Raw genomic sequence first — 21,465 nt, forward strand, 5'->3', positions numbered from 1 at the left:
CGCAAGACGATCACTTAAGCCGGGCAAACCTCGTACTGCCATTACTTGCAGCTTGAGGCTTGCCACTTGCAGCTGTTTTTACTGCGGGTTGGCACGGGTGCTGGACAACAGCTGCTTCAGGTTCGCTGCCTTCGGCTTGACCAGCCAGAAGCGCCGCACGTAGTCGTCCAGGTTCTCCGAGAGCTCACGCCCCCACTCACTGCCGGTCTCATCCACATACTCGGCAAGGACACGCGCCAGGTGGCTACGGTAGGCCTCCATCGCTTCGCCACTGATACGCTGGATTTCCACCAGCTCGTGGTTGAGCTTGTCGACGAAGCTATTGTCCATGTCGAGCACGTAGGCAAAGCCGCCAGTCATGCCAGAACCGAAGTTGTAACCGGTCTTGCCCAGAACGCAGACAAAGCCGCCGGTCATGTATTCACAGCAGTGATCGCCAGTGCCCTCGACAACAGCATGGGCGCCGGAGTTACGTACAGCGAAGCGCTCGCCCGCAGTACCTGCGGCAAACAGCTTGCCGCCAGTGGCACCGTACAGGCAGGTGTTGCCAACGATGGCGCTGTGCTGGGTTTCGAACGGGCTGCCGGCTGGCGGCACGATGGTGACCTTGCCACCGGTCATGCCTTTGCCGACGTAATCGTTGGCGTCGCCTTCCAGGTGCAGGTTCAGGCCACCAGCGTTCCACACGCCAAAGCTCTGGCCCGCAGTCCCCTTGAAGCGGAAGGTGATCGGCGCCGCAGCCATGCCTTGGTTGCCGTGCAGGCGGGCGATTTCGCCCGACACACGCGCACCGATGGAGCGGTCGCAGTTGCAGATGTCGAGGCTGAACTCGCCACCCGCCTGGTCGCGGATGGCCGGCATGGCCATATCAACCATCTTCTCGGCCAGCTCGCCCAGGTCGAACGGCGGGTTCTTGTCGACTTCGCAGAACTGCGGTTTGTCCGCCGGAATGTGCGAGCTGCCCAGCAGCGGCGACAGGTCCAGGTACTGCTGGCGCTCGGTGTCACCTGGCAGCACATCGAGCAGGTCGGTACGGCCGATAAGTTCACCAAGGCTGCGCACGCCCAGCTTGGCCAACCACTCGCGGGTTTCTTCGGCGACGAAGGTGAAGAAGTTGATCACCATGTCGACGGTGCCGATGTAGTGGTCCTTGCGCAGCTTGTCGTTCTGGGTGGCCACGCCGGTGGCGCAGTTGTTCAGGTGGCAGATGCGCAGGTACTTGCAGCCCAGGGCAATCATTGGCGCGGTACCAAAGCCGAAGCTTTCGGCACCGAGGATGGCCGCCTTGATCACGTCCAGGCCGGTTTTCAGGCCGCCGTCGGTCTGCACCCGCACCTTGCCGCGCAGGTCGTTGCCGCGCAGGGTCTGGTGAGTTTCCGCCAGGCCCAGCTCCCAAGGGGCGCCGGCGTATTTGATCGAGGTCAGCGGCGAAGCACCGGTACCACCGTCGTAACCGGAGATGGTGATCAGGTCGGCATAGGCCTTGGCCACACCAGCGGCGATGGTGCCCACGCCCGCTTCGGCTACCAGCTTGACCGATACCAGCGCCTGCGGGTTGACCTGTTTGAGGTCGTAGATCAGCTGCGCCAGATCTTCGATCGAGTAGATGTCGTGGTGTGGAGGTGGCGAGATCAGGGTCACGCCCGGCACCGCATAACGCAGCTTGGCGATCAGGCCGTTGACCTTTCCGCCCGGCAACTGGCCGCCCTCACCGGGCTTGGCGCCCTGGGCAACCTTGATCTGCAACACTTCGGCGTTGACCAGGTACTCCGGAGTCACACCAAAACGGCCGGTGGCCACCTGCTTGATCTTCGAGCTCTTGATGGTGCCATAGCGCGACGGGTCTTCGCCGCCTTCACCAGAGTTGGAGCGCGCGCCCAGGCGGTTCATGGCCTCAGCCAGCGCTTCGTGAGCTTCCGGCGACAGTGCACCCAGCGAGATACCCGCCGAGTCGAAGCGCTTGAGAATCGCCTCCAGCGGCTCGATCTGCTCAAGCGCCAGCGGCTGGTCGGCCACCTTCACTTTGAGCAAGTCACGGATCATCGACACCGGGCGCTGGTCCACCAGCGTGGTGTATTCCTTGAACTTGGCGTAGTCGCCCTGCTGCACGGCGGCTTGCAGGGTGTTGACCACGTCCGGGTTGTAGGCGTGGTATTCGCCACCGTGGACGAACTTCAGCAGGCCGCCTTGCTGGATCGGCTTGCGCGCGCTCCAGGCTTCGGCCGCCAGCAGCTTCTGGTCGTTTTCCAGGTCTTCGAAGCGCGCACCCTTGATGCGGCTGGACACGCCCTTGAAGCTCAGGCCTACCACTTCCTCGGCCAGGCCGATGGCCTCGAACAGCTGTGCACCGCGGTACGAAGCGATGGTGGAGATCCCCATCTTCGACAGGATCTTCAGCAGGCCCTTGGAGATACCCTTGCGGTAGTACTTGAACACTTCATCCAGGTCGCCCAGCACTTCGCCGGTACGAATCAGGTCAGCCAGTACTTCATACGCCAGGTACGGGTAAACGGCCGAGGCACCGAAGCCCAGCAGCACGGCGAAGTGATGCGGATCACGGGCGGTAGCGGTTTCCACCAGGATGTTGCTGTCGCAACGCAGGCCCTTTTCGGTCAGGCGGTGGTGCACGGCACCCACGGCCAGCGAAGCGTGCACCGGCAGCTTGCCCGGGGCGATATAACGGTCGCTCAGCACCAGCTGGGTCTTGCCCCCACGCACAGCTTCTTCGGCCTGGTCAGCAATGTTGCGGATGGCTGCTTCCAGGCCGACGCTTTGCTCATAGTTGAGGTCGATCAGCTGGCGGTCGAAGCCTTCGCGCTCCAGGTTCATCAGCGAACGCCACTTGGCAGGCGAGATGACCGGCGAGCTTAGGATTACCCGCGAAGCGTGCTCCGGGGACTCCTGGAAGATGTTGCGCTCGGCACCCAGGCAGATTTCCAGCGACATCACGATCGCTTCGCGCAGCGGGTCGATCGGCGGGTTGGTCACCTGAGCGAACTGCTGGCGGAAGAAGTCGTATGGCGAACGCACGCGCTGCGACAGCACGGCCATCGGCGTGTCGTCACCCATCGAACCAACGGCTTCCTGGCCCTGCTCACCCAACGGGCGCAGCACCTGGTCACGCTCTTCGAAGGTAACCTGGAACATCTTCATGTATTGCTTGAGCTGGTCAGCGTCGTAGCTGGCCACGCCCTGGTCGTCGGTCAGTGTCGCCTGGATACGCGTAGCGTGCTGACGCAACCAGCGCTTGTATGGGTGCCGCGACTTCAGGCGGTTGTCGATGGCGTCGGTGTCGAGAATCTGGCCGGTTTCGGTGTCCACGGCAAGGATCTGGCCCGGGCCGACACGGCCCTTGGCCAGCACTTCCTCAGGCTGATAGCCCCATACGCCGATTTCCGAGGCGATGGTGATGTAGCCATTGGTGGTGGTCACCCAGCGCGCCGGGCGCAGACCGTTACGGTCGAGCAGGCACACCGCGTGGCGGCCTTCGGTCATGACGATACCGGCCGGGCCATCCCACGGCTCCATGTGCATGGAGTTGTATTCGTAGAAGGCGCGCAGGTCGGCGTCCATGGTCTCGACGTTCTGCCATGCCGGCGGTACCAGCATGCGCACGCCGCGGAACAGGTCGATGCCACCGGTGACCATCAGTTCCAGCATGTTGTCCATGCTCGACGAGTCGGAACCGACGCGGTTGACCAGCGGGCCGAGCTCTTCGAGGTCGGGGATCTGGTCGTTGGCGAACTTGGTGCGACGAGCCACGGCCCAGTTGCGGTTGCCGGTGATGGTGTTGATCTCGCCGTTGTGGGCGAGGAAGCGGAACGGCTGCGCCAGCGGCCATTTCGGCAGGGTGTTGGTGGAGAAGCGCTGGTGGAACACACAGATCGCGGTTTGCAGGCGCTCGTCACCCAGGTCTGGGTAAAACGCCGCGAGATCGCGCGGCATCATCAGGCCTTTGTAGATGATGGTCTTGTGCGAGAAGCTGCAGATGTAGTGGTCGGCGTCGTGGGCGTTGGCCACCGACGAACGACGACGGGCGCTGAACAGCTTGATGGCGAACTCCTGGTCGCTCAGGCCTTCACCGCCAATGAACACCTGCTCGATCTGCGGCAGGCGCTCCAGGGCCAGGCGGCCGAGGACGCTGGTGTCGATCGGCACCTTGCGCCAGCCGACCAGTTTCAGGCCGGCGGCGAGGATCTCGCGGTCCATGTTGGCGCGGGCAGCTTCGGCTTTGACCGGGTCCTGGTTGAAGAACACCATGCCGACGGCGTACTGCTTGGGCAGCTCGACAGCGAAGTGCTCCTGGGCCACGGCTCGCAGGAATTGATCAGGCTTCTGCATGAGCAGACCGCAACCGTCACCGGTCTTGCCGTCGGCATTGATGCCGCCGCGGTGGGTCATGCACGTCAACGCCTGCATGGCAGTTTGCAGAAGGTGGTGGCTCGGCACGCCCGTCATATGGGCGATCAGGCCAAAACCACAGTTGTCCTTGAATTCTTCGGGATGGTACAGACCTGTTTTCATAGACACATTCTCACCAGGTTCACCTCTCAACGGAGGTAAATCTCTTTTTTAACAACCACTTACCATCCACGCCGATCAAACGCCAGCTTTTTTGCGGTGGTCATGGAAAACCATTGTTGCACAGCGACAGCGATGCCCACAAATTTTCATGTCTCGGCATTGAAAATTTATGTCGCAATTTTGAATGTTTTTGCGCCATGCGCCGTGATAGCGGCTTGACTCGAGTCTGAAGCGTTTCAGCCATGACTGCAACTAGGGGCTTGTGGCCGGCAGTCCGGGACAGAAAAGCCTGCCGCGCTCGGGCGCAGCAGGCTAGTCGAAAGCTAGAATTCGCTTAGCTACTGGGCGGCGGGGTGATGCCGCCCGGAAGGTATCAGCGGGCCGCAGCCAGCTCTTGTTGGACGCTGGCGACGGTACGTGGCCAAGGTTTACCAGCCTGGACCTTCGCTGGCAAGTTCTTGATTGCTGCAACCGCTGCGTCGCGGTTGGCGAAACTGCCGTAAGTCACGACGTACAGGGGTTTGCCCTGCAGGTTTTTCTTGAAGTAGCGATAGTCGCCACCCTGGGCCTTGACGTAAGCCTGGGCCGACGCTTCGGAGCTGGTTCCGAGGATCTGCACCACATAATTGCCCGGCTTCTGTCCAGCATACCAGCCACCGTTGCCAGCGCTGGCGGCGGCAGGCTTTTCGGCAGCTTTGGCGGCCGGTTTGGCCACGGCGACCTGGGTCGGCGCTGGCTTGGCAGGCGCAACCGGCTTGGCGGGCTGGGTTGCAACAGGCTTCGACGCAGGCGCAACCGACTGTACTGGCTGGGCAGGCGCAGGCGCCGGGCCAGCCGGCACACCTTGTGGCGGGGCGATGGTGGTTACGGTCGGTGGCGGGTTGCCAGGCTGCAGCGCGGTGTCGCCAGCCGGGCTTCCCTCTTCACCGTCGCCCATGCCTGCGGCTTGGGCCAGCGGTTCGCGCATCACCGGCTGCGACTGGCCAACCAGTGGCAGCGGCATTGGCTGGGAGGAGCCGGAAAACTCGATGGCAGCGCCCTGCTTACCGTCACCCAGCGGCAACTGGGCTTGGGCGGCCGGCGCTTCGGCGGGGGCCTTGTCGCCTTTCTTGGGCATCAATACCGCGGCCGCAACGGCAACCACGACCACAGCGGACAGCGCGAGCACATGTTTTTTAGGCATCTTGAACCCCATGGTTGGTCGCTTGGCCGTCGAGCGGCTGGCGATCATCGCTTCGATCAAAGTGTCACGGGCGACCTGGTTGATGTTGCCAGGCCAGCCGTCGGAGTTTTCATGGATATCGGCGATCTGTTCACGGCTGAACACCTCGATGCCCCGGCCAGCCCCTTCCAGGCGCTGCTCCAGGTACTCGCGGGTTTCTTCTTCACTGTAGGGCGCAAGCTCGATGATGTGGAAACGCTCTTCCTCGACATTGAGCTCGTCCAGCCCGGCAATCAGCGATGGCTCACCGAACAGAAACACGTGCGGACGCCCCTCAGGTACCCCCGCCGCCAATTCCAGCAACGCTTGGAGTGCCGACTCGTCGAGTTGTTCCGCATCGTCCACCAGCAAATACACTTCCTGCCCGGTCAGTGCCAGCTGCACCACCTTCGACAGGATCGCCTGTACCTCGGGCTGGGCCACACCCAGCTCCTGCGCGACCTGCGCGAGCATACTGGAGGCATCGCTGGCGCTGCGGGCCGACACCACCACACTTTGCACAGCCTGCTTGTTGGTGCTGGCCACCAGGGCCTGGCGCAACAGCGACTTGCCGCTGCCCAATGGGCCACTGACCACCAGCATCAACTGGCTATAGCGCGCCAGGTGGTGCAGTTGGCCAAGCACAGGCTTGCGCTGGGCCGGGAAGAACTTGAAGCCAGGTACGCGGGGCGCGAATGGATCATGGCTCAACTGGTAATGGTCGAGAAAGGCCTCATCGGCATGCAAACTTGTCATTGCGCTGTCACAACCTCAAAGCTGGGCCACGATCGCGCGGTAATCCGCCGACAGCGTGGCCTGAAGAATCTCTTTCGAATAGTCGTCGGTCACCACGGCCTCGCCCATCTGGCGCAGCAGCACCAGACGCAAACGACCGTCGAGCACCTTCTTGTCGACCGCCATGTGCTCCATGAAATGCGCCGGGGTCATTTCCTGTGGTGGCACCACCGGCAAACCTGCGTCCTGCAACAGGCGGATCCCACGATCGCGCTCAGCCTGGTCGATCCAGCCAAGGCGCATGGACATTTCCAGGGCCATCACGGTGCCCGCCGCCACGGCTTCGCCGTGCAGCCACACGCCATAGCCCATGTGGGTTTCGATAGCATGCCCGAAGGTATGCCCCAGGTTCAGCGTGGCCCGTACGCCAGACTCGCGCTCGTCGGCGCCCACCACCGCGGCCTTGGCCGCGCAAGAGCGGCGGATGGCCTCGGTCAGGGCTGCCGAATCGAGGGCACGCAGTGCCTGCATATTGTCTTCGAGCCAGGCGAGGAACGGCTTGTCGCAAATCAGGCCGTACTTGATCACTTCGGCCAGGCCTGCAGACAACTCGCGCGCTGGCAGGGTCTTGAGGCTGGTGGTATCGATCAGCACCGCATTGGGCTGATAGAAGGCACCGACCATGTTCTTGCCCAGCGGATGATTGATGCCGGTCTTGCCCCCCACGGAAGAGTCGACCTGGGACAACAGGGTCGTTGGCACCTGGATAAAGTCGACGCCGCGCTGGTAGCAAGCGGCAGCGAAGCCAGCCATGTCACCAATCACGCCACCGCCCAGAGCGACCACCGTAGTACGACGATCATGGCGGGCTGTCAGTAGGCCATCGAAGATCAGCTGCAATGTTTCCCAGTTCTTGTGGGCTTCACCATCGGGCAACACCACTGGCAGTACCGAATAGGCACCGAGGGCCTTGCTCAGGCGTTCGAGATACAGCGGCGCGACGGTCTCGTTGGAAACGATGGCAACCTGCCGACCCGCGATGTGCGGTGCCAGCAGCTCGGGCTGGTCCAGCAGGCCTTCGCCAATGTAGATCGGGTAGCTACGCTCGCCCAGGTCGACCTTTAGTGTCTGCATGTATCCCCACAATGTACTTGGGCGCGGCGCCATCCGGCGACCTGCGCGGTAACGTTGAGCCTCGCCTCGGCGCTGGTGGCCGAGAATAGTCCCGGGTTAACGGGGCGGCAACTGCTGCAAGCGCTCGAGAATATCGATCACCACCATGCGTGGTGGCCGCTCGTCGGTTTCAACCACCAGGTCGGCGATCTCGCGGTAGAGCGGGTCGCGGGTTTCCAGCAAGGTGCGCAAGGTCGCCTCGGGGTTGGCCGTGCGCAGCAGCGGGCGGTTGCGGTCGCGCGCGGTGCGGCCGACTTGCTGTTCGACCGAAGCATGCAGGTAGATCACCCGGCCACCCTGATGCAGCGCCTGGCGGTTGGCTTCGCGCATTACCGCGCCACCGCCGGTGGCCAGGACCACACCGTCGAGCGCGCACAGCTCGGCGATCATCGCTTGCTCGCGATCACGGAAACCCGGCTCGCCTTCCTTGTCGAATATCCACGGGATGTTTGCGCCGCATCGCAGTTCGATTTCCTTGTCGGAATCCTTGAACAGCAGGCGCAGCTCTTTGGCCAACAGGCGTCCGATGGTGCTTTTACCAGCGCCCATGGGCCCCACAAGTATCAAATTTCGCACAGAATCAACGACTCACAGCAATCGCCTGGTCACTCATGATACGCGGAGTCAGGAAGACCAGCAGCTCGGATTTTTTCTCTTGTAATGCATCGCGTCGAAACAGCCGCCCAACATACGGCAGATCGCCGAAAAATGGCACCTTGTCGACCACATTGTTTTGCGAAGTCGAGTAGACGCCACCGATCACGATCGTTTCGCCGTCCGCCACTCGCACCTTGGCATTGACCTCGTTCTTGCGTATCGGCGGTACGTTGTTCAAGGCATTGACGTAATCCGGCTCGTCCTTGGTCACCCTGACGGTCATGATCACCTTGTTGTCCGGGGTGATCTGTGGCGTTACTTCCAGCGACAGCGAGGCTTCGCGAAACGATACCGAGGTAGCGCCGCTTTGGCTCGTTTCCTGGTAAGGCACCTCGGTACCCTTGAGGATCCTCGCCGTTTCCTTGTCAGCCGTGACCACCTTGGGCTGCGAAATGATCTCGCCGTTGCCGCTTTTCTCCATGGCACTGAGCTCCAGGTCCAGCAATACGTCACCGCGCAACAAACCAAGGCCGATACTGCTGCCGGCACGCTCCAAGCCGAGGTCGACGAACAGTTCCTTGCCGGGCCGCAACTTCTCGCCGTACAGCGGCCCGCCCCAGCGCACCCCCAGGCTTTTCTCATAATCGACGTTGGCCTCGACGATACGCGCCTCGATCGCTACCTGGCGCACCGGCACATCCAGCTGCGCCACCAGCTGGCGCAACTCGGCCAGGCGTTCAGCGGGCAGATACACCACCAGCGTATTGGTGCGCTCATCGACACTCAGGCTACCCGTGGGGATGCCGTCACCCTCCAGACTTGCCTGCAGCAACTGCGCCAAATCGGCGGCCTTGGCGTGGTGAATGGGCAGCAGCTCCCGACGCAATGGCTGCAGGTGCGCATCCAGCAACTGACTCACCCGGGCATCTGCTGATTGCGCGGCAAACTCGGCTGCAGGCGCCACCAACAGCACATTACCCTCCTGGCGCCGGGACAGGCCCTTGCTGCGCAGCACCAGGTCAAGCGCCTGATCCCACGGCACGTCCTGCAAACGCAAAGTGACACTGCCTTGTACTGCATCGCTGGCGACCAGGTTGACGCCGGCGTAGTCAGCCAGCACCTGCAGCACCGCACGCACCTCTACATCCTGAAAGTTCAGCGACAGGGGTTCACCCTGGTAAGGCGTCGCCGAAGCCAGCGGGATCGACAGCAGGGTTGCCAGCAGGTATTTCATCCACGTTTTCATTCGGGTCCGAGGCCTCCTTGCCCAGGCGCTTGGCGAGGGTGATGAACGCCGTGCGCTCGTGCCATACCCCCGCCATGAAAAGCCGCTCACGCACTTCGACCTGACGTTGGTCTATATGCTTCACTACCCCCTGATCGCGCCCTACCCGGTCCCCCGGGCGCACACGATAGAGCTTGCCTGCCGTCATCAGCAGCGCCTCGCGTGCCGTCCCGCGCGCTAGGCTGCCGACCATTTCCAGCTGCGCCAACGGCACGCCGACCAAGCCGGCACTGGCCACTCGCGCCATAGCAGGGGCAAACGGGTCCACCTCAGGCGCAGCCATTGCGGCTCTTGCCGGCAGGTGCGCCAGCATTGCGGGTGCCTTCATGGGCGTAGCCGCATGATAGGCATCAACCCGCAACCGCAGGCGCAACAGCCCAGGCTGGCGATCAACGGTTGCCAGGCTCATGTCACCGCTGCGCAGAATCCGCGCCTGCCCTAACCATTCGTCCAGCCACAGCCGCAAGGCCGGGTAACGCCCTACCACTTGTACCTCCAGGGGTACCTTGCTGAATCCGGCCTGTTGCTCGCCCTCACTTACATCCAGGCGCTCGACAAGCAACCCATGCGCATGCCCCGACACTGCCAGGCGCTCAAGCAGGTCGCTCATGCTTTCCCCGGCTGCCAGATACCAGTGCGCTTCTTGCAACCGTTGCTCGGCAAGCACCACTAAAGCCTTCAGCCGCTCCAGTTCTGCCAACTGCGATGCACTGGCTGCCTGCAGCTGGCTCAGCTCGACATGCCTGGCCTCCTCCCGCGCCTGCTGCTGTAACAGTGGGGGCAGGCGTATCGCGCAGCCGAGGCCGAACAGCACAATAGCTACGAGCACTGGCGCCAGCCGTCGGAAGCGGCCTGAGCGCTCGACCACCGCCAGCCAAGCGACCATTTGTGCTGTACTCACGACCAAAACGCCGCAACGCGAGCGGTCAGCAAAAACTCATCGCCGTCCGGCAGGCTCTTGATGTGCTTGAGTTCCAGATCGAGCAAAGCGTTCGAGCGGTTCAAGTCGCGCATGAACTGCGCAACCACAGCACCAGACGCAGCCACCCCTGTCATCTGCAAGCGGTCACTATCAAGGCTCAGGTCTAGTAGCTGCACACCTTCAGGCAGCGCCCCTTCAAGGTCGGCGAACACACCGGCCAATACATCCTGATGGGCGCGCAGGCCTTCCAAAGCCACCGCACGGGCAAGTAACGCTTCATGCTGTGCACGTACCTCGGCCAGCGGTTGCACCTGCTCACCCAGTACATCAAGGGTCGCTTGGCGCTGGGTATTGGCCAACACCTGCTGCTGCCCGCGCTGGCGGGCCAGCTGATCAACCAGCATCACGGCGCACAAAGCCAACAGTGCGCCAGCAACCAGCTGGCCTCGAAAGCGCCGCAGCGCCGCCTGACGCTGCCTTTCGCGCCAGGGCAGAAGGTTCAGCCGCATCATGGACGCAACCCTCCCAAGGCCAAGGCGCAGGCCAGGAGCATCGACCCATCAACATGTTCAAGCCCTGCCAGACCAGGCAGGTACGTGCACGGCACATTCAGCCGGCTGCCAAGGCCCTGCAGCCAGTCCGGACTGACCGATGAGCTGCTGACAACCCACAACCGCGCAGGCAGGCCCTGCCCGGCAAGCCAAGCCTGCAGGCGCTCTGGCCATTGCCCGTGCATGTCCGGGCCAGCCGTTTGCAGCTCACAGCGCTGGTAGGCCCTGCCGGGCTGCCAGTCATGAAGGGTTACGCTGCGGGCTTCGACACGCAGCAGTGCTGCTCCCTCAAGGCCGCCCTGTGGCAACATGCGGCACAAGGCAATGTTGTCGACCTCGACGGCTTCCAACTGCAAGCCCGCCTCCTCGACGACGGCTTCGAGTGACGCCAGCGCACTCTGCCGACAGGCGGCAACCATCACCTCGGAGCAACCTGGCTGGGCATGGGAAGCGCCCATGACCTGAAAATCCAGGGCCAGATCTTCCAGCGGGAACGGAAACAGCCGCTCTGCATCGGCAAGCAACTGCGCCTCCAACTGTGCCCCGCCCTGCTGCACAGGCAGATGGCACAACTTGCAAATAACCTGACTGGCCGGCAGCGCCAGTGCTACCCGACGTTGCCTGAGGCCGCTGCGCCGGTATGCTCGCTGCAGCGCAGCCGCCACCACGTCAGGTTCCGCAGCCCAGTCATCGGCCAGCGGCGCCTGAAACAGCTCTTGTGCCGACCCCATCACACGGCAGCGCCGATTGCGCTGTTGCAGTTGCATTATCCGAACGGCGTCGGGCGTAATTTCCACCCCCACGAGTGAACCGGCATCCTTGCCGAAGCGTCCAAGCATCGCGACTCCTTTGCTGTTTGGTGCAGCTGCCAAACGCAACTGCCTGTCGCAACCCCGCGGCAACACTGGGCCGGGGCTACTCATCAAGTCGACGGGTAGCCTGGCCGGTCACCCGGAGAGGCGAAAAATGCTTATAATGCCCAGCGTTTTTTGGTCCACCGGACCTGCGTGCAATCCACTCCCAACCTGGACACCGAAAAGCCTTGATACGTCTGCTGAAGTTCTTCTGGTGGTCTTCCGTCGCAGTCATCTGCGCGCTCGTACTCGGTGTGAGCGGTGCGTTTCTGTATCTTAGCCCCAGCCTGCCCTCGGTCGAGTCCCTCAGAAGCATCCAGTTGCAGATCCCCCTCAGGGTGTACAGCAGCGATGGCAAGCTGATTGCCGAATTCGGCGAAATGCGCCGCTCGCCGATCCGCTTCGCGGATATTCCCCCACAATTCATTCAGGCGCTGCTGTCAGCCGAGGACGACAATTTCCTCAACCATTACGGTGTCGACCCCAGCAGCCTGATGCGCGCCGCGACCCAGCTGGTGAAAACCGGCCATATCCAGACCGGCGGCAGCACCATCACCATGCAGGTGGCGAAGAACTTCTTCCTCACCAGCGAGCGCAGCTTCTCACGCAAGACCAACGAAATCCTGCTGGCCCTGCAGATCGAGCGTGAGCTGACCAAGGACGAAATCCTTGAGCTGTACGTGAACAAGATCTACCTGGGCAACCGCGCCTACGGTATCGATGCAGCTGCACAGGTGTACTACGGCAAGTCCATTCGTGACGTGAGCCTGGCGCAGATGGCGATGATCGCCGGCCTGCCCAAGGCACCGTCACGCTTCAACCCGCTGGCCAACCCGGTGCGCGCCAAAGAGCGTCGCGACTGGATCCTCGGACGCATGTACAAGCTGGGCAAGATCGACGAGGCCAGCTACCAGGCCGCCCTGGCCGAGCCGCTCAATGCCAGCTACCACGTGCCGACGCCTGAGGTGAATGCCCCGTACATCGCCGAAATGGCCCGCGCGGAAATGGTCGGCCGCTACGGCAGCGACGCCTACACCGAAGGCTTCCGCGTCACGACCACCGTGCCTAGTGACATGCAGGAAATGGCCAACAAGGCCGTCCTCAAAGGGCTCTCCGACTACGATGAGCGCCACGGCTACCGTGGCCCTGAAGCACGTTTCCCGGGCCGCACCCAGGCAGCCTGGCTGAAGGAGCTGGGCAAGCAACGCACCCTTGGCGGCCTGGAGCCAGCCATTGTCACCCAGGTGGAACAAACCGGCCTCAAGGTGCTGACCCGCGACGGCCAAGAGGCGCAGGTTGCCTGGGACACCATGAAATGGGCGCGTCCGTTCATCAACAACAACGCCCAGGGCCGCACACCGCAATCGCCGGCCGATGTGGCCCAGGTCGGTGACCTGGTACGCCTGCAACGCCTTGAAGATGGCACGTTGAAGTTCAGCCAGGTGCCCGCTGCGCAAAGCGCCCTGGTCACCCTCGACCCGAACAACGGTGCCATCCGCGCCCTGGTTGGCGGTTTCTCGTTCGAGCAGAGCAACTACAACCGCGCCGTGCAGGCCAAGCGCCAACCGGGCTCAAGCTTCAAGCCATTCGTCTACAGCGCCGCGCTGGACAGCGGCTACACCGCTTCCAGCCTCGTCAACGATGCGCCGATCGTGTTCGTTGACGAGTCGGTGGATAAAGTGTGGCGACCGAAGAACGACAACAATACCTTCCTCGGCCCTATCCGCATGCGTGAGGCGCTGTACAAGTCGCGCAACCTGGTGTCGATCCGCCTGCTGCAAGCCATGGGCGTGGATCGCACCATCGACTACATCACCAAGTTCGGCTTCAACAAACAGGACCTGCCGCGCAACCTGTCGCTGGCCTTGGGCACCGCCACCCTGACCCCGATGGAGATCGCCACCGGCTGGAGCACCTTTGCCAACGGTGGCTACAAGATCACCCCGTACCTGATCGACCGCATCGAAAGCCGCAGCGGCGAGACACTGTTCACCGCCAACCCGCCCCGCGTACCACAAGGTGCCGAGGACCAGGCGGGCCTGGCCGCCCCCGAGCAGCCAATCAGCACTGCCGCCATGCCAGGCGAGGCACCTTCTGCTGTCAACCAGGTGGCCGCAGCACCGCAAACGCCAGCAGTGGCCGAACGGATCATCGACGGGCGTACCACCTACATCCTCACCAGCATGCTGCAGGATGTGATCAAGCGCGGCACCGGCCGCCGGGCCCTGGCCTTGGGCCGTACCGACCTGGCGGGCAAGACGGGGACCACAAACGAATCCAAGGACGCCTGGTTCTCCGGTTACAACGCCGATTACGTGACTACCGTTTGGGTCGGCTTCGACCAGCCGGAAACCCTCGGCCGCCGCGAATATGGCGGGACTGCGGCCCTGCCGATCTGGATGAACTTCATGGGCGCGGCGCTCAAGGACAAGCCTGCGCACGCCCCGGCAGAGCCGGAAGGCATTCTCAGCTTGCGCGTCGACCCGATCAGCGGTCGCGCAGCATCGCCGAGCACACCGAATGCCTACTTCGAGCTGTTCAAAGCCGAAGACTCGCCGCCGTCGGTGGATGAACTGGGCAATGGCGTGGCACCGGGCAGCCCGCTGCCAGCCGATGAAGCGACGCCGATGGATCTGTTCTAAGGCAGGGCGCCTGACTCAGGTTTTGCGTGGGCGCGTGAATCGAGCGCCGCGCGGGCGGCGCTCGATTTGATAGGCGCCACAAGTGCCCTGACGAACACCCTGCAGCCCTGACACATTCCCAAGCCCCAACAAAAAGCCCCGGCTCATGCGAGCCGGGGCTTTTTTAATGTCGCTTGCGGCAATCAGCCGTTGAACACTTCATCCACGCTGGTCAGCGGGTAGTGCTTCGGATAAGGCAGGGTAGCCACGCCAGATTCGATGGCAGCCTTGGCCACAGCATCGGAAACGACGGTGATCAAGCGTGCATCCAGCGGCTTCGGAATGATGTACTCACGGCCGAACTCCAGGCCTTCAACGCCATAGGCTTCGCAAACTTCCTTCGGCACTGGCAGCTTGGCCAGGTCTTTCAGGGCGATAGCGGCAGCGATCTTCATCTCTTCGTTGATACGCTTGGCGCGAACGTCCAGAGCACCACGGAAGATGAACGGGAAGCCCAGCACGTTGTTGACCTGGTTCGGGTAGTCGGAACGACCGGTCGCCATGATCACGTCGTTGCGAGTGGCATGCGCCAGCTCTGGGGAGATTTCCGGGTCCGGGTTCGAGCAGGCGAACACGATCGGGTTGGCAGCCATCGACTTCAGGCCTTCCGGGCTCAGCAGGTTCGGGCCGGACAGGCCTACGAACACGTCGGCACCGTCAAGGGCGTCGGCCAGGGTGCGCTTGTCGGTCGCGTGGGCGAACTGCGCCTTGTACTGGTTCAGGTCGTCACGGCCAGCGTGGATCACGCCACTACGGTCGATCATGAAGATGTTCTCGACCTTCGCACCCATGCTTACCAGCAGCTTCATGCAGGAGATGGCAGCAGCGCCGGCGCCCAGGCAGACGATCTTGGCGTCTTCCAGTTTCTTGCCGGCGATTTCCAAGGCGTTGATCATGCCAGCGGCAGTCACGATGGCAGTACCGTGCTGGTCATCGTGGAACACTGGAATATCGCACTGTTCGATCAGGGTACGTTCGATTTCAAAGCACTCAGGTGCCTTGATGTCTTCAAGGTTGATACCGCCGAAGGTGATCGAAATGCGGCGAACGGTGTCGATGAACGCTTGTGGGCTTTCCGACTCGACTTCGATGTCGAACACATCGATACCGGCGAAACGCTTGAACAGAACACCCTTGCCTTCCATGACCGGCTTGGAAGCCAGTGGGCCGAGGTCACCCAGACCGAGGATGGCAGTGCCATCGGAAATCACCGCAACCAGGTTGCCTTTGCCGGTGTATTTGTAAGCCAGCTCTGGATCACGGCCAATTTCGCGCACCGGCTCTGCAACACCTGGGCTGTAGGCCAGGGCGAGGTCACGGGCGGTGGCAGTGGGCTTGGAGAGTTCAACGCTCAGTTTCCCCGGACGAGGTTGAGCGTGATATTCGAGAGCGGCGGTTTTCAGGTCTGACATGGTGGGCATTCCGCTATTTACTGTTCTGACGGACCGCCGAGGATACGCAAAGAGCCGGGGAGCCACAAGACTGGCCGGTCACTTGTGTCAAGGCCTTTAGCCTACGACTTTACGCTACAACCCACGGGGGCATACGACCTACAGTGTGTACAATCCACTATCGAAATGTCTACATCTTTTAGCCTGAAATGCGCGCCAGCATGCTCGGATCGGTCAATGGCAACACCCAGCGTCGCTGCCCGGGCTTGAGGCCTCCCCTGCGGGAACGATCCAGCACCCAGCCGCGCGCTTCGACCTGGCGTCCCTTGAGATTATCGAAGAAGCTGGCAGGGAAGTTGCGCTGCAGACGAGCGGGAACCTGCAGCACCATGGTATTGCCCAGGGTCAGCCAGACCCCGCCACGATTATGCTCAATGCCTCCGATACGACCACGTACAACAGCGAAACCTGACCGCCTGACATCGCCTGCAGGCACCACGGGTGAACGCCGCCACAGGCCAACACCAGCCTGGCGCGCCGCTTGTTCGGCAAGCTGCTGGCAGCCGCTGAAGCGCACATTAGGGGCAATTGCCACGCGATAGCCCAAGCCCTCGCTAAGCAATTGTGCTTCCAGATTGTCGCCATTGCGGCTGTAGATGTGCGCCAGTGTGCGACCGTACTTGTCTTTGCCTTCAACACCAGGCACCAGCCCGACGCGATGGTCACTGGCCTTTATCAAGGCCTGCAATCGCCGCCTGGCAGCTTCGGCATAGGGCTCACTGGTACGCCCCTTGCGGCCTATTTCCGGGGCATTGATACCGATCAGCCGCACACTGCGGCCATCGACCAGACGCAAGGTGTCGCCATCGACCACCTGTCGTACCGCTACCCATTGGGGCTTGTCCGGCAGTGGGCAGAACGCCAGGACCGGGAAATGCCAGATAACGCCCACAAAAAAGGCGCCCACAAGGGGCGCCTTCTTCAGCAACAATGCGAAACCCGAAGGATTCGCCATGCGCATGATTACTTCTTGGCACCGAACATGCCGAAGCGATCGGCGAACTTCTGTACGCGACCACCGGTGTCCAGAACTTTCTGCTTACCGGTGTAGAACGGGTGGCACAGGTTGCAAACGTCGATCGACAGGACATTGCCCAGGGTCGAACGAGTTTCGAACTTGTTACCGCAGCTGCAGGTGACTGCAACTACTTCGTAGTTCGGGTGGATACCTTCTTTCATGGTCACTTCCTCGAGCTGCGTGCCGCCACCCAACACCAATTGTTGAATACCGCACGTAATTAGGCGGCGAATAATACCAGAGCACACCGTCAGCGCAAGATGTCGCTTGCACCGACCGTCGTCTGCTAGGCTCGCCAGTCCTTGTAACGCCCTCCGAGACTTTCCGCGTGTCCGACGTCATCCTGCGCCTTGCCCTGCCCTCTCCGCTGCGGCGCCTGTTCGACTACAAGGCGCCGGCGAGCATGGCGCGCCAGACCTTGACCCCTGGCATGCGCATCCGCGTGCCCTTTGGCCGCCGCGAAATGATCGGCGTGCTGATAGAGGTGTGCACGCAGAGCGAAGTGCCCGCCGACAAACTGAAGCCGGCCAGCGCCCTGCTCGACCCGGTGTCCCCCATCCCCGCGTCGCTGTTCAAGTTGTGCCTGTGGACCGCCCAGTACTACCAGCACAGCCTGGGCGATACCCTGAGCTGGGCGCTGCCCACGCTACTGCGCCAGGGCGAAGCCGCCGAAATGCGCCAGGAACGCTTCTGGCATATAGCCCCTGGCGCCCGCCTGGAAGACCCGCGCATTGCCCGCGCGCCGCGCCAGCGCGACGCCCTCAAGACCCTGGCCCAGCACCCGCACGGCGTGGCCCACAGCCTGCTGGCCAAACTCAACCTGAACAAGGACAGCCTCGACCTGCTGCTGGCCAAGGATCTGGTGCAGGTCGAGACGCGCCGCCACTTGCCGGCACAACGCCATGAGCACTGGCTGGCACAGCCGGAACTGCCACTCAACGAAGAACAACGCGATGCCTTCGACGCCGTGTGCGAGGGCTTTGGCGGCTTCGGCGCGTTCTTGCTGGCCGGCGTCACCGGCAGTGGCAAGACCGAGGTCTACCTGCAACTGATCCGCGAAACCCTGGAAGCCGGCAAGCAGGCGCTGGTGCTGATCCCGGAGATCAACCTCGGCCCGCAAACCCTGGCGCGCTTCGAGCAACGCTTCAACGCGCGTATTGCCCTGCTGCACTCGGCAGTGAACGACCGCGAACGTCTGGATGCCTGGCTGGCGGCACGGGACGGCGAGGCCGATATAATCATCGGCACCCGCTCGGCATTGTTCACGCCGATGAAAAACCCCGGCCTGATCATCATCGACGAAGAGCACGACGGCTCCTATAAACAGCAGGAAGGCCTGCGTTACCACGCCCGCGACCTGGCGCTGGTACGCGCTCACCAGGAGAACGTCCCGATCCTGCTCGGCTCCGCCACACCGTCGCTGGAAACCCTGCATAACGCCTTGACCGGCCGCTACCGCCTGCTGCGCATGAACCAGCGCGCCGGGGGGGCACGCCCGCCGCGCATGCTGCGCCTGGATGTGAAGAGCCTGCCGCTGGACAGCGGTATCAGCGGCCCGCTGCAGCAGGCTATTCGGCAGACGCTGGAAGCCGGCCAACAAGTGCTGGTGTTCCTCAACCGCCGGGGCTTTGCTCCAACCTTGCTGTGCCACGATTGCGGCTGGCTGTCCGAATGCCCACGCTGCGATGCGCGCATGACCGTGCACCAGCGCTCCGGCGTGCTGCGCTGCCACCACTGTGGCTATGACGAACGCCTGCCGCACCAATGCCCGCAATGCAACCACGTCGACCTGCGCCCGGTCGGTGCCGGTACCGAGCGCGCCGAAGAGCGCCTGAAGGTGCTGTTCCCGGATTACCCGATCCTGCGCGTGGACCGTGACAGCACGGCGCGCAAGGACGCCATGCACAACCTGTTCAGCACCATCCAGCGCGGCCAGCCGAGCATCCTCGTCGGCACCCAGATGCTCGCCAAGGGCCACCACTTCCCGCGGGTGACGCTGGTGGCCATCCTCGATGCCGATGGCGGGCTGTTTTCCGGCGACTTCCGCGCCAGCGAGCGCATGGCACAACTTATCGTCCAGGTGGCCGGGCGGGCCGGGCGGGCCGAAGAACCCGGCAAGGTCATCATCCAGACCCACCTGGCCGACCACCCACTGCTGGTACAGCTAACCGAGCAAGGCTACTTCGCTTTCGCCGAACAGGCCCTGGACGAACGCCGGGCCGCCGGGCTGCCGCCCTACTCGCACCTGGTCTTGCTGCGTGCCGAAGCACACAAGCCGGGGCAGGCCGAAGGTTTCCTCGACGAAGCCTGTGCCGCCGCCGAGCGCCTGGTGGCCGAACAACGCCTGCCGGGCATCGAACTGCTGGGCCCGGTACCGGCACCCATGGAGCGTCGCGCCGGACGATTCCGCGCGCAACTGTTGATACAGGCCAATACCCGGGCGCCGTTGCATCGACTGATCAGCGCCTGGTTGCTAGTGTTGGAACAGATGCCAAGCGGGCGCCAGGTGCGCTGGTCGCTGGATGTCGACCCGGTAGACCTGTATTGAGCTGCAAGCTGCGAGTGACCAGCGACAAGCAAGCGCCGGGCGGGGGCGATGCCGCTTTTTCTTGCGGCTGGTGGCCCCCCGCTTGCCGCCCAAAGGTTGGCAACCTGCTCCCGGCAACGGATAATGCCCAGTTTTTCCACCTGCGCATCCAGGCGCTCACCGCGCTTGCGGTCGAAAAGAGATCCCCATGAAAGACACCATTCGCCAGCTGATCCAGCAAGCCCTCACCCAACTCGTCACCGACGGTGTGCTGCCTGAAGGGCTGTCGCCGGCGATCCAGGTGGAAAACGCCCGGGACAAGACCCACGGCGACTTCGCCAGCAACATCGCCATGATGCTGGCCAAGCCGGCCGGCATGAAGCCGCGCGACCTCGCCGAAAAACTGATCAACGCCCTGCCGGCCAGCGCCGACATCAGCAAGGTCGAGATTGCAGGCCCTGGCTTCCTCAACTTCTTCCAGAACACCGACGCCCTGGCCAGCCGCCTGGATGCCGCCCTGGCCGACGCCCACCTGGGTGCACGCAAAGCCGGCCCGGCGCAAAAGGTGGTGATCGACATGTCGGCACCTAACCTGGCCAAGGAAATGCACGTCGGCCACCTGCGCTCGACCATCATCGGCGACAGCGTTGCGCGCGTGCTGGAGTTCCTGGGCGACAACGTCATCCGCCAGAACCACGTCGGCGACTGGGGTACCCAGTTCGGCATGCTGATGGCCTACCTGCAGGAAAACCCGATCACCAGCGACGAGCTGTCGGACCTGGAAAACTTCTACCGTGCGGCGAAGAAACGCTTCGATGAATCGGAAGAGTTCGCCACTCGCGCCCGCGGCCTGGTGGTCAAGCTGCAAGCTGGTGACCCCGAGTGCCTGGCTTTGTGGACTCGCTTCAAGGACATCTCGCTGTCGCACTGCCAGAAGACCTACGAGCTGCTCAACGTCAAACTGACCATGGCCGACGTGATGGGCGAAAGCGCCTACAACGACGACTTGGCCAACGTGGTGGCCGACCTCAAGGCCAAGGGCCTGCTGGTCGAAGACCAAGGCGCCCAGTGTGTGTTCCTCGACGAGTTCAAGAACAGCGAAGGCGACCCCCTGCCGGTGATCGTGCAGAAGGCCGACGGAGGCTACCTGTACGCGACCACCGACCTGGCTGCCGTGCGTTACCGCAGCAACGTATTGAAAGCTGACCGCGCACTGTACTTCGTCGACCAGCGCCAGGCCCTGCACTTCAACCAGGTGTTCGAAGTGGCCCGCCGCGCTGGCTTCGTCAGCCACCCGATGCAAATGGAGCACATGGGCTTCGGCACCATGAACGGCGCCGACGGCCGCCCGTTCAAGACTCGTGACGGCGGCACCGTGAAGCTGATCGACCTGCTCACCGAGGCCAAGGAGCGCGCCTACGCGCTGGTCAAGGAAAAGAACCCGAGCCTGGCCGACGACGAACTGCGCCACATCGGCGAGGTGGTGGGCATTGGCGCGGTGAAATACGCAGACCTGTCCAAGCACCGCACCAGCGACTACAGCTTCAACTTCGAGCTGATGCTCAACTTCGAAGGCAACACCGCGCCTTACCTGCTGTACGCTTACACCCGCGTAGCCGGCGTGTTCCGCAAGCTGGGCAAAGGGTTTGACGAAGTCGACGGCAAAATCGTGCTGCAAGCTGCCCACGAGCAAGATTTGGCCGCGCGCCTGGCGCAGTTTGGCGAAATTCTCAACAACGTCGCCGAAAAAGGCACGCCGCATGTGCTGTGCAGCTACCTGTACGACTTGGCCGGCCTGTTCTCCAGCTTCTACGAGAACTGCCCGATCCTCGCTGCCGAAACCCCTTCGCAGCAGCAGAGCCGGCTGCGCCTGGCCGCCCTGACCGGCCGCACCCTCAAACAAGGTCTGGAACTGCTCGGCCTGGAAACCCTGGAGCGCATGTAAG

At 62.8% G+C, this 21,465-nt stretch carries 14 protein-coding genes; 3 read left to right on the plus strand and 11 right to left on the minus strand.

The window, feature by feature from the left end; all coding sequences use genetic code 11:
- Positions 1–78: 78 nt before the first annotated feature.
- From gltB to pilM, 8 genes are all read right to left on the minus strand, one after another.
- On the minus strand, positions 79–4,524 hold the full coding sequence (gltB, locus tag QCL51_RS23555) for a glutamate synthase large subunit (RefSeq protein WP_021783680.1): 4,446 nt from the start codon (positions 4,522–4,524) through the stop codon (positions 79–81).
- A 373-nt stretch (positions 4,525–4,897) separates the two neighbouring features.
- Positions 4,898–6,481, minus strand: a complete 1,584-nt coding sequence (locus QCL51_RS23560) for an AAA family ATPase (protein WP_021783679.1) — start codon at positions 6,479–6,481, stop codon at positions 4,898–4,900.
- Positions 6,482–6,496: 15 nt separating this feature from the next.
- Positions 6,497–7,594 carry a 3-dehydroquinate synthase gene (gene aroB, locus QCL51_RS23565; RefSeq protein ID WP_003249149.1) on the minus strand — a complete coding sequence of 366 codons (1,098 nt, stop codon included), beginning with the start codon at positions 7,592–7,594 and terminating at the stop codon, positions 6,497–6,499.
- Positions 7,595–7,690: 96 nt separating this feature from the next.
- Complete coding sequence (gene aroK, locus QCL51_RS23570; RefSeq protein WP_010955625.1) at positions 7,691–8,209, minus strand: shikimate kinase AroK; 519 nt, start codon at positions 8,207–8,209, stop codon at positions 7,691–7,693.
- Between the two features lie 4 nt (positions 8,210–8,213).
- Positions 8,214–9,476 (minus strand): type IV pilus secretin PilQ family protein, encoded by a 1,263-nt coding sequence (locus QCL51_RS23575; protein ID WP_135192480.1) that lies wholly within the window; start codon positions 9,474–9,476, stop codon positions 8,214–8,216.
- Complete coding sequence (locus QCL51_RS23580; RefSeq protein ID WP_275966802.1) at positions 9,400–10,401, minus strand: pilus assembly protein PilP; 1,002 nt, start codon at positions 10,399–10,401, stop codon at positions 9,400–9,402. Before QCL51_RS23580 ends, QCL51_RS23575 begins: the two co-directional genes overlap by 77 nt.
- Before the next feature lie 11 nt (positions 10,402–10,412).
- The gene (locus QCL51_RS23585) at positions 10,413–10,949 is read right to left on the minus strand and encodes a PilN domain-containing protein (protein ID WP_021783676.1); all 537 of its coding nucleotides are present in this window, start codon (positions 10,947–10,949) and stop codon (positions 10,413–10,415) included.
- Positions 10,946–11,827, minus strand: a complete 882-nt coding sequence (pilM, locus tag QCL51_RS23590; RefSeq protein ID WP_101196374.1) for a pilus assembly protein PilM — start codon at positions 11,825–11,827, stop codon at positions 10,946–10,948. Before pilM ends, QCL51_RS23585 begins: the two co-directional genes overlap by 4 nt.
- Positions 11,828–12,030: 203 nt before the next feature.
- Here pilM and QCL51_RS23595 point away from each other — a divergent pair, with 203 nt between their 5' ends.
- Entirely contained in the window at positions 12,031–14,484 is a 2,454-nt protein-coding gene (locus QCL51_RS23595) for a penicillin-binding protein 1A (protein ID WP_053870426.1), read from the plus strand.
- 182 nt (positions 14,485–14,666) lie between these two features.
- Here the strand turns inward: QCL51_RS23595 and QCL51_RS23600 are convergent, their stop codons facing one another.
- The 3 genes from QCL51_RS23600 to rpmE all read right to left on the minus strand — a co-directional run bounded on the left by QCL51_RS23600 (position 14,667) and on the right by rpmE (position 17,153).
- A complete protein-coding gene (locus QCL51_RS23600) occupies positions 14,667–15,935 on the minus strand; it encodes a malic enzyme-like NAD(P)-binding protein (RefSeq protein WP_003249133.1) in 1,269 nt (422 codons plus the stop codon).
- Between the two features lie 178 nt (positions 15,936–16,113).
- Positions 16,114–16,935: a thermonuclease family protein gene (locus QCL51_RS23605; protein ID WP_330508635.1), complete on the minus strand. Its 822-nt coding sequence runs from the start codon at positions 16,933–16,935 to the stop codon at positions 16,114–16,116.
- Between the two features lie 2 nt (positions 16,936–16,937).
- Entirely contained in the window at positions 16,938–17,153 is a 216-nt protein-coding gene (rpmE, locus tag QCL51_RS23610) for a 50S ribosomal protein L31 (protein WP_003249127.1), read from the minus strand.
- A gap of 167 nt (positions 17,154–17,320) precedes the next feature.
- Here rpmE and QCL51_RS23615 point away from each other — a divergent pair, with 167 nt between their 5' ends.
- Both QCL51_RS23615 and argS read left to right on the plus strand, forming a co-directional pair.
- Positions 17,321–19,540 carry a primosomal protein N' gene (locus tag QCL51_RS23615; protein ID WP_053870425.1) on the plus strand — a complete coding sequence of 740 codons (2,220 nt, stop codon included), beginning with the start codon at positions 17,321–17,323 and terminating at the stop codon, positions 19,538–19,540.
- 187 nt (positions 19,541–19,727) lie between these two features.
- Positions 19,728–21,464 carry an arginine--tRNA ligase gene (gene argS, locus QCL51_RS23620; RefSeq protein ID WP_021783671.1) on the plus strand — a complete coding sequence of 579 codons (1,737 nt, stop codon included), beginning with the start codon at positions 19,728–19,730 and terminating at the stop codon, positions 21,462–21,464.
- Position 21,465 lies beyond the last annotated feature (1 nt).

The sequence above is a fragment of the Pseudomonas sp. LTR0 genome (assembly GCF_036630035.1).
In the GTDB taxonomy this organism is placed as follows: domain Bacteria; phylum Pseudomonadota; class Gammaproteobacteria; order Pseudomonadales; family Pseudomonadaceae; genus Aquipseudomonas; species Aquipseudomonas putida_Y.

Bases quoted from the DNA above. Each gene is read 5' to 3' on its own strand.
- gltB (WP_021783680.1), bottom strand. From the start codon at position 4,524: ATGAAAACAGGTCTGTACCATCCCGAAGAATTCAAGGACAACTGTGGT.
- pilM (WP_101196374.1), bottom strand. From the start codon at position 11,827: ATGCTTGGACGCTTCGGCAAGGATGCCGGTTCACTCGTGGGGGTGGAA.
- QCL51_RS23580 (WP_275966802.1), bottom strand. From the start codon at position 10,401: ATGGTCGCTTGGCTGGCGGTGGTCGAGCGCTCAGGCCGCTTCCGACGG.
- aroB (WP_003249149.1), bottom strand. From the start codon at position 7,594: ATGCAGACACTAAAGGTCGACCTGGGCGAGCGTAGCTACCCGATCTAC.
- QCL51_RS23585 (WP_021783676.1), bottom strand. From the start codon at position 10,949: ATGATGCGGCTGAACCTTCTGCCCTGGCGCGAAAGGCAGCGTCAGGCG.
- QCL51_RS23605 (WP_330508635.1), bottom strand. From the start codon at position 16,935: ATGCGCATGGCGAATCCTTCGGGTTTCGCATTGTTGCTGAAGAAGGCG.
- rpmE (WP_003249127.1), bottom strand. From the start codon at position 17,153: ATGAAAGAAGGTATCCACCCGAACTACGAAGTAGTTGCAGTCACCTGC.
- QCL51_RS23560 (WP_021783679.1), bottom strand. From the start codon at position 6,481: ATGACAAGTTTGCATGCCGATGAGGCCTTTCTCGACCATTACCAGTTG.
- QCL51_RS23575 (WP_135192480.1), bottom strand. From the start codon at position 9,476: ATGAAAACGTGGATGAAATACCTGCTGGCAACCCTGCTGTCGATCCCG.
- argS (WP_021783671.1), top strand. From the start codon at position 19,728: ATGAAAGACACCATTCGCCAGCTGATCCAGCAAGCCCTCACCCAACTC.
- QCL51_RS23600 (WP_003249133.1), bottom strand. From the start codon at position 15,935: ATGTCAGACCTGAAAACCGCCGCTCTCGAATATCACGCTCAACCTCGT.